The sequence below is a fragment of the Priestia veravalensis genome (assembly GCF_001457055.1).
GTDB lineage: Bacteria > Bacillota > Bacilli > Bacillales > Bacillaceae_H > Priestia > Priestia flexa.
On record NZ_KQ758670.1, the window covers coordinates 23577 to 30800 of the forward strand.

7 protein-coding genes are annotated in these 7224 nt (G+C 37.3%); all 7 read left to right on the forward strand.

Annotated features, from left to right (window positions below; all coding sequences use genetic code 11):
• Positions 1–162 precede the first annotated feature (162 nt).
• The 7 genes from AS180_RS15265 to AS180_RS22680 all read left to right on the forward strand — a co-directional run bounded on the left by AS180_RS15265 (position 163) and on the right by AS180_RS22680 (position 7147).
• Positions 163–2160 (forward strand): penicillin-binding transpeptidase domain-containing protein, encoded by a 1998-nt coding sequence (locus AS180_RS15265; RefSeq protein ID WP_062687070.1) that lies wholly within the window; start codon positions 163–165, stop codon positions 2158–2160.
• A gap of 388 nt (positions 2161–2548) precedes the next feature.
• Complete coding sequence (locus AS180_RS15270) at positions 2549–3166, forward strand: DUF47 domain-containing protein (protein WP_025907856.1); 618 nt, start codon at positions 2549–2551, stop codon at positions 3164–3166.
• A 13-nt stretch (positions 3167–3179) separates the two neighbouring features.
• The gene (locus AS180_RS15275) at positions 3180–4181 is read left to right on the forward strand and encodes an inorganic phosphate transporter (RefSeq protein ID WP_025907857.1); all 1002 of its coding nucleotides are present in this window, start codon (positions 3180–3182) and stop codon (positions 4179–4181) included.
• Between the two features lie 223 nt (positions 4182–4404).
• Positions 4405–4824 (forward strand): MarR family winged helix-turn-helix transcriptional regulator, encoded by a 420-nt coding sequence (locus AS180_RS15280; protein WP_035319955.1) that lies wholly within the window; start codon positions 4405–4407, stop codon positions 4822–4824.
• Positions 4825–4834: 10 nt separating this feature from the next.
• Entirely contained in the window at positions 4835–5629 is a 795-nt protein-coding gene (gene racE / locus AS180_RS15285; protein ID WP_061785400.1) for a glutamate racemase, read from the forward strand.
• A 122-nt stretch (positions 5630–5751) separates the two neighbouring features.
• Entirely contained in the window at positions 5752–6837 is a 1086-nt protein-coding gene (locus AS180_RS15290; RefSeq protein WP_061785399.1) for a GerMN domain-containing protein, read from the forward strand.
• A gap of 148 nt (positions 6838–6985) precedes the next feature.
• Complete coding sequence (locus AS180_RS22680) at positions 6986–7147, forward strand: hypothetical protein (RefSeq protein ID WP_156413461.1); 162 nt, start codon at positions 6986–6988, stop codon at positions 7145–7147.
• The last annotated feature ends 77 nt before the right edge of the window (positions 7148–7224 follow it).

Here is a 7224-nt window from a genome sequence, read left to right on the forward strand (position 1 = left end):
CAAATTGTTCAAAAAAAATTCGCAAAATATCTTGATTTTTTGTCGAAAACAATCATATGTGTATGATGTATAACAAATGGACGAAAAGAGTTGCTTAAATTGGGAATATATATGTAAAATTTAATATTGCAGGAAAAACGTACAATTAAAGGGGATGAATAGATGAAAAAATTGAGCTTGTTTTGTTTGATGATGTTAATCATGATTATAGCGGGCTGTTCAAATGAAGAAGCAGCGAGCGATCGCTTTGAACAATATGTGAAGCTTTGGAATGATCAAAAGTTTGAAGACATGTATTCTTATCTATCTCAAGAAGCTAAAAAAGATGTGACAAAAGATGAGTTTGTAGCTAGATATCAAAATATTTATGGCGGAGCTGAGGTAAAGAAATTAAAAGTAAAGGCCATAAAATCTGAGGGAAAGCCAGAAAATAATGAAATTTCTTTACCGTTTGAAGTAAGTATGGACACGGCAGCTGGGAAAGTTTCTTTTAAAGAAAACGCGCTATGGGTTGAAGAAAAAGTTGATGATAAAAACAAGTGGAGCGTATCTTGGAAACCCAGCATGATTTTTGAGGGAATGACGGACGGAGATGAAGTAAGCGTTAAAACATTGCGAGCTGAGCGAGGAGAGATTACCGATCGTTCTGGAAGTTATTTAGCTCAGAATGGAAATGCTTCTCAAGTAGGCATTGTACCAGTAAAATTCAAGGCGAAGATGGATGAGAATAAAGAGAGCTTAAGCAAGCTTTTAAATATATCCACTGAAGAAATAGATAAGGCGCTTAATGCTTCATGGGTAAAAGAAGATCAGTTTGTGCCAATCAAAACAATGACAGAAGATGAAGCTTTAAAAGGAGAAGAGCAGCTTCTAGGCATTGAAGGAGTTCAAATTAATAATGTACCTGCACGTGTTTATCCATGTGCTGAAGCGTGTGCACACTTAGTAGGTTATGTAGCCCCTGTGACGGCAGAGTTTTTGAAACAACATAAGGGTGAAGGATACAACTCCCAGTCTAGCGCTGGTTTAATTGGTATAGAAGCTCAATACGAAGAGACGCTGCGTGCCAAAGATGGAGCAGTAATTTCGATTGTGGGTTCTGATGGTAACGTAAAGAAAGAAATTGCGAGTAAGGAAGCCGAAAACGGAAAAAATGTGCAGCTGACAGTAGATGTAGCAATGCAGAAAAAGCTATATGAACAAGTAAAAGATGAAAAGGGGCTCGGGGTTGCGATTCATCCTACAACAGGAGATGTATTAGGAATGGTTAGTGCACCTTCTTTTAATCCAAACCATTTTTCTTTAGGAATTACATCTACAGAGTACAGTAAACTGTCTAACGACGCAGCTAAGCCGTTACTGAACCGTTTTAACAAAACATATTCACCTGGCTCTACATTTAAATTACTATCGGCAGCATTGATTGCTGACAGTGAGAAGTTTGATTTGAATGAAAAGAGAACAATCGGTGATAAATGGCAAAAAGATAGCAGTTGGGGCGATTTTTATGTCACGCGTGTAGGCAATCAACCTAACGTCAATTTTCGAGATGCGCTTGTCACATCAGATAATATTTATTTTGCCCAAGCAATAACGGAATTAGGAGTAAAAGCGTTTGAGCAAGGTAGCAAGAAGTTTGGTTTTAACGAAAAGTTACCAATCGAGTTTCCGTTTCAAACGTCTAAAATTTCACAAAGCAATTCTATAGACTCTGAACTTCTCTTAGCAAATTCAGCATATGGACAAGGAGAAGTGCAGATTAGTCCTCTTCATCTAGCATCTGTATATTCGTCTATTGTAAACGATGGGAATATGATTAAACCAAAGCTTGTTATGAATGAGGAAAAAGAGCCTGAGTTTTGGAAAGAGGACGTAATGAGTAGTGAAGCAGCTTTAAAGATCAAAGAAAGCTTAATTGGCGTTATTGAAGATCCTAATGGGACAGCGAAAGAAGCGAAAATAAGTAATTTAACGCTTGCTGGAAAAACTGGTACAGCAGAATTGAAACTTTCTCAAGGTGAGAAAGGAAAAGAAAATGGTTGGTTTGTAGCGGTAGATACTGAGTCACCACATTTACTAGTAGCTATGATGGTTGAGGATGTAAAAAAAGGTAGTCATGATGTTACGCCAAAGGTAAAAAATATATTTAGCCAAAAATAACAATTAAATAAGAAAAAAGAGGGGGAGAATTTAAGTATTCCCCTTCTTCTTTGTTTTGATTTAATTTTCAGAATAAATAAAAATGTTAAAAGTTTGTAAACCCCAATATTATCCAAAGGTTTGGTATCCCTTGATACAACAAGGGTTTATATAATAAGAAAATAAGATTGTAAAGTGGGGTCTTTACAATTCGTCTGAAAACATATTGACATTCGTTCATAATAGGAGTAATTTTTGTTTTGGTATTAAAAAATTCAGTGAAAAAGCTAAGTTTTTGTCGAACGATGTAAAGAGATATAATCTACGATGAAAGCTTAATTAAAATAGGGACTGAAAAAATACATAACGAGTCCTTATAAAGGTTAATAAATTGGATGGAGGCTTTACCGTGATTAAAAGGAAAAAAGACAAATTTTCTGAAATGTTGCTTGATATTGCTCAAAACCTAAAAGACTCAGCTGACTTTTTAGGCAACTTTGAATTAAACAATGTATCAGATTTAAAAGAATTCGCTAATGTATTAAAAGCATACGAATCAAAAGGTGACCAATATGTTCATACAGTAATTACAGAACTGAATAAAGCATTTATCACACCGATTGAACGTGAGGATATTTTACAATTAGCGATGAGTCTAGATGACGTATTAGACGGTATTGATAACTTTGCAGCTATGCTGGAAATTTACTCAATTGCAAAATTTGATGAGTATGTAAAAGAATTTGTGAAGAATATTCAAAGTTGTGCAGCTGAAATTTTACTAACAATTAATCTTTTATCTGAAAAGAAATTATCTCAAATCAGTGCACATGCAATTAAAATTAAAGAATATGAGTCGCAATGCGATATTTTATATAGAAGAGCGTTGAAGCAATTATTTTCTACATGTAAAGATCCAATTCAAGTAATCCAGTATAAAGAAATTTATGAAATATTAGAAGAGGTGGCAGATTACTGTCAAACTGTTGCTAATAATTTAGAGACAGTTATCATGAAGAACGCGTAAAGGGGCAATAAAATTGGATTCACTGTTACTTTTAACTATCCTTGTTGTCGTTGGAGCGCTTGCCTTTGATTTTATCAATGGCTTTCATGATACAGCAAATGCAATTGCTACGTCTGTTTCAACCAAAGCGTTAAAGCCTAGACATGCAATTATTATGGCGGCAACAATGAATTTTATAGGAGCAATGACTTTTACAGGAGTTGCAAAAACAATTACAAAAGATATCGTTGATCCATTTACACTTCAAAATGGATCAGTTGTAATACTAGCTGCGTTAATCGCTGCGATTGCATGGAATTTAATTACGTGGTATTACGGAATACCAAGTAGTTCGTCACATGCTATCATCGGTGCAATTGCGGGAGCTGCCATTGCAGCAGCGGGATTTGGTGCATTAAACTATGGCGGTTTTATCAAAATTATTCAAGCTCTTATCATCTCACCAATCCTTGCTTTTGTTGTTGGTTATATTGTATATACCATCATAAAGCTAGTCTTTAAACATAATAGTAATTTATCTAAGACTAACAAGCAGTTTCGTCATGTTCAAATCTTAACAGCGGCATTACAATCTTACACTCACGGAACGAACGATGCTCAAAAGGCGATGGGGATTATTACAATGGCCTTAATTGCAAACAATATGCAGAGCTCAACTGATATTCAGTGGTGGGTACAGCTCTCTTGTGCATTAGCAATGGGAATTGGAACATCAGTTGGTGGTTGGAAAATCATCAAAACAGTTGGTGGTAAGATTATGAAAATTCGTCCGGTTAACGGTGTAGCGGCAGACTTAACAGGTGCTGCGATTATTTTTGGAGCGACGTTTATTCACCTACCAGTTAGTACGACGCATGTTATTTCATCATCAATTCTTGGTGTTGGTTCAGCTCATCGTATTAAAGGTGTTAAATGGGGGACGGCACAGCGTATGTTAATTACATGGGTTATTACGTTGCCAATCTCCGCTACGTTAGCAGCAATTGCGTATTTCATCTTAGATCTATTCTTTTAAAGAAGCTCAATTCCTGAGCTTCTTTTTTAGTTATCTAAACGAAAGGTTAGATTTTAGGCAGCCGTTTAAGTTCTAGCTTGAAAAAGAGCGTGAAAAAGAGGACAATAAACATGATAGTTACGAAGGTACGTAGGGCGCTATGCGTTTAAATAAAAATAGAAATAAGGTGAATTCCTTAGAAAGTTAGAAAGGTGGTATATGATTGCGAGATCAAGATGAAAGCATGGTAGCAGAGTTGGAAAGGTCGCTTCGACATATTGAAGCAATCATTAAACAAAAAGGTAGAGAAATTTTGGGGCAGTATTCGATTACTCCGCCCCAATTTATTGCATTGCAGTGGTTGTTTGAGCGTGGTGATATGACAATCGGTGATTTGTCTAATCGAATTTATTTAGCCTGCAGTACCACAACTGATTTAGTAGATCGTATGGAAAAGAACAAATTGGTGATGAGAGTAAAAGATCCAAAAGATAGACGAGTTGTTCGTATCCATCTGCTTCCAGAAGGAGAGCGGATTATTGAAGAAGTAATTTATAAAAGAAGAGGTTATCTAGAAGGTGTACTAAGTGACTTCTCAGAAGAGGAAATAAAAGATCTTCAAGGTAAATTAAAGAGATTACATGATGAAATGAAAGAAAAATGAGGCGATTTTTGTGAGTAGACCAATAGGTGTTATTGATTCAGGTGTAGGTGGATTAACTGTTGCGAAAGAGATTATGAGACAGCTTCCGAAAGAACAGATTATGTATATCGGAGACACAGCTCGCTGTCCATACGGGCCCCGACCCAGTGAAGAAGTGAAAGCTTTTACTTGGGAGATGACGAACTATTTAGTAGAGCGTAATATAAAGATGCTCGTCATTGCCTGTAATACAGCCACGGCTGTTGTACTTGAGGAGATTCAGCAGCAGTTAGATATTCCTGTACTTGGAGTCATTCAACCTGGTTCTCGTGCAGCGCTTAAAGTGACGAAAAATCACAAAATAGGTGTCATAGGGACAAACGGTACGGTCAAGAGTCAGGCGTATACACATGCTCTTAAAGCTTTGCATAATCGAGTAGAAGTAGATAATCTAGCCTGTCCACTATTTGTACCGTTAGTCGAGAGCGGTAATTATGAAAGTGACGAAGCTTTACAGATTGTAAAGGAAACGCTAAAGCCGTTGACTAACACGGATATTGATACGTTGATTTTGGGATGTACTCACTACCCGCTGTTACGACCCGTTATTCAACAGGTAATTGGAAGTGGTGTCCAGCTGATAAGCTCTGGTGAAGAGACAGCTATTGAGGTGAGCGCTATCTTATCTTATAGTAATTTACTAGCATCAAACGGTGAATTACCTGAGCATCAATTCTTCACAACAGGATCAGTTGAACTTTTTCAATCTATTGCATCGAAGTGGTTTGAGCATCCGGTGTATAACGTAAATCATATTGTTTTATAATCTACACAAAAGGAGCAGTGAGAGGTCGCTGCTCCTTTCGTATGAAAAAATAAATTCCTTCGGTCTAAAATAAAAAAAGGCTCGTATACATAATAGTACAAACCGTCTGAGGAGGGGAAGAAATGTCTAAAAAGACAAATCTTATCATGGTGTCAGCAGTGGTAGCTACATCGGTACTATTATCGGGATGTGGGATGTTTGGCGGTGAAAAAACGGCAGAAATTGATCCACCAAAAGATGTCACCTACGTTAAAGATGAAAAAGCATTGGAAACTGAAGGTAAAGTAGCAAAAGAAGGAAGCAATCAGAAGAAAGAAGCAGCAAAGTCTAAAGCTGAAAATAAAACAGAAGTTTATTTGATTGATAAAAACGGCTACGTTGTGCCTCAAACATTAACTATGCCGAATGAAAAAGGTGTTGCGAAACAATCGCTTGAGTATTTAATTGAAGGTGGAGAAGTTTCAAATCTCTTGCCAGATGGTTTCCGAGCGGTGTTGCCAGCGGATACTCGCGTGTTAGGAACGAAATTAGAAAAAGACGGAACGATGATTGCTGATTTTTCACCTGAGTTTGCCAACTATAAAAAAGAAGATGAACTTCGTATTTTACAAGCAATTACCTGGACACTTACTCAGTTTGACGGGGTAGAAAAAGTTAAGCTTCGTATTAATGGCTATGATAAAGATACAATGCCAGTTAATAACACGCCGATTAGCGAAGGATTAAGCAGAGCGGATGGTATTAACTTTGATAATTCAGGTGTTGTGAATATTACTCAAACAAAGCCGGCTACGGTTTATTATTTAGCTCAAAACGGGAAGCACACGTACTACGTTCCTGTTACGAAACGAATCAAGGTGAATGAAAGCGATATGTATACAGCTATTGTTAATGAATTAGTGGAAGGCCCATCAGCTTCTTCAGGGCTTGTTACAGACTTTAATCCAGATGCGCAGCTTGTATCTAAGCCGAAATACGCGGACGGTGAGCTAACGTTAACGTTCAATGAAAATATTTTTGGTAATCTGAAAGGAAGCAAAGTATCTCAACAAGTACTAGATTCACTTGTCCTTTCATTGACAGAGCAAACAGGTGTTGAAAGCGTTGCGATTAAAGTGGACGGTAAGAAGACGTTAACGAATGAAGAAGGGAAAAAATTAACTGAACCGGTGTCTCGACCGAAAAATGTGAATACAAAAAGTTTCTAAAAAGGTTTTTCACTATATTGATGATAAACATAAGAAGGAGACTGAGACGTAAGTAGTTCAGCCTCTACTATACCTGAACGATTGAGAGTTCATAACTTTTAATCGTTCAGGTTTTTTGGTTGATTGTGAAAACAATGTTGGAAACAGGGTGGAATGGAGCGTAGGACACTCGACTCCTGCGGGAAAGAGAGGGAAAACGGAGATCCCGCAGCGCAGCGAGGAAGCTCAGGTTCCTCCCCGCGGAAAGCGAGTGACCGTAGCGCAATGGAACGAACGTGTTGAGACAAATCAAAGAGATGGGAACAGCTAGTGTTCGTCTTTTAGAAGCCATCATTTTGTTATGTCCCAAACTCTTTTCTTATTCGATAGGTATGCTTGTTAATGATA